This window comes from Streptomyces sp. Y2F8-2 (genome assembly GCF_014905555.1).
GTDB classification, from domain to species: domain Bacteria; phylum Actinomycetota; class Actinomycetes; order Streptomycetales; family Streptomycetaceae; genus Streptomyces; species Streptomyces cynarae.
This window is the reverse complement of the sequence record NZ_BNGS01000029.1, coordinates 1-1,434: the sequence shown is the minus strand read 5'-3', so window position 1 is coordinate 1,434 and position 1,434 is coordinate 1. Positions and strand designations below refer to the sequence as shown.

Genomic DNA, 1,434 nt, shown 5'->3' with positions numbered 1-1,434 from the left:
CGGTCAGTAGCGGTAGTGGTCCGGCTTGTACGGGCCTTCGACCTCGACGCCGATGTACGCCGCCTGCTCGGGGCGGAGCCTGGTCAGCTTCACGCCGAGCGCGTCCAGGTGGAGACGGGCGACCTTCTCGTCCAGGTGCTTGGGCAGCACGTACACGCCGGTCGGGTACGCGTCGGGCTTGGTGAACAGCTCGATCTGGGCCAGCGTCTGGTCCGCGAAGGAGTTGGACATCACGAACGACGGGTGACCGGTCGCGTTGCCCAGGTTCAGCAGGCGCCCCTCGGAGAGGACGATGATCTTCTTGCCGTCGGGGAAGGTCCAGGTGTGGACCTGCGGCTTGACCTCGTCCTTGACGATGCCGGGGACCTTGGCCAGGCCGGCCATGTCGATCTCGTTGTCGAAGTGGCCGATGTTGCCGACGATCGCCTGGTGCTTCATCCTGGCCATGTCACTGGCCATGATGATGTCCCGGTTGCCGGTCGTGGTGACGAAGATGTCGGCCTTGTCGACGACCTCGTCCAGCGTCGTGACCTGGTAGCCGTCCATCGCCGCCTGCAACGCGCAGATCGGGTCGATCTCCGTGACGATCACACGGGCGCCCTGACCACGCAGGGACTCCGCACAGCCCTTGCCCACGTCGCCGTAGCCGCAGACGACCGCGGTCTTGCCGCCGATGAGGGTGTCCGTGGCGCGGTTGATGCCGTCGATCAGGGAGTGGCGGCAGCCGTACTTGTTGTCGAACTTCGACTTGGTGACGGCGTCGTTGACGTTGATCGCCGGGAACAGGAGGGTGCCCTCGCGCTGCATCTCGTACAGGCGGTGGACACCGGTCGTGGTCTCCTCGGTCACCCCGCGGATCTCGGACGCCAGCCGGGTCCACTTCTGGGGGTTCTCGCCCAGAGTGCGGGTCAGCAGCTGGAGGATGACGCGGTGCTCGTCGGACTCGGCGGTCTCGGGCGAGGGCACCTTGCCGTCCTTCTCGTACTCGACGCCCTTGTGGACGAGGAGAGTGGCGTCACCGCCGTCGTCCAGGATCATGTTCGGGCCACCCGTGGGACTGTCCGGCCAGGTCAGCGCCTGCTCCGTGCACCACCAGTACTCCTCGAGCGTCTCACCCTTCCACGCGAAGACGGGGATGCCCCGCGGGTTGTCGGGCGTGCCGTCCGGCCCGACGGCGATGGCGGCGGCCGCGTGGTCCTGGGTGGAGAAGATGTTGCAGGACGCCCAGCGGACCCGCGCGCCGAGAGCGGCGAGGGTCTCGATGAGGACGGCGGTCTGGACGGTCATGTGCAGGGAGCCGGTGATACGGGCGCCGGCCAGGGGCTGCGCCTCGGCGTACTCCTTACGGATCGCCATCAGGCCGGGCATCTCGTGCTCGGCAAGGGTGATCTCCTTGCGGCCGAACTCGGCCAGAGAAAGGTCGGCGACCTTGAA

The 1,434-nt window shown here is 67.3% G+C and carries 1 protein-coding gene; it reads right to left on the bottom strand.

The window, feature by feature from the left end; genetic code table 11:
* Window positions 1-3: 3 nt before the first annotated feature.
* Window positions 4-1,434 (bottom strand): adenosylhomocysteinase (gene ahcY, locus SY2F82_RS38535; protein WP_200423744.1); only part of this gene is annotated, 1,431 nt, incomplete at its 5' end.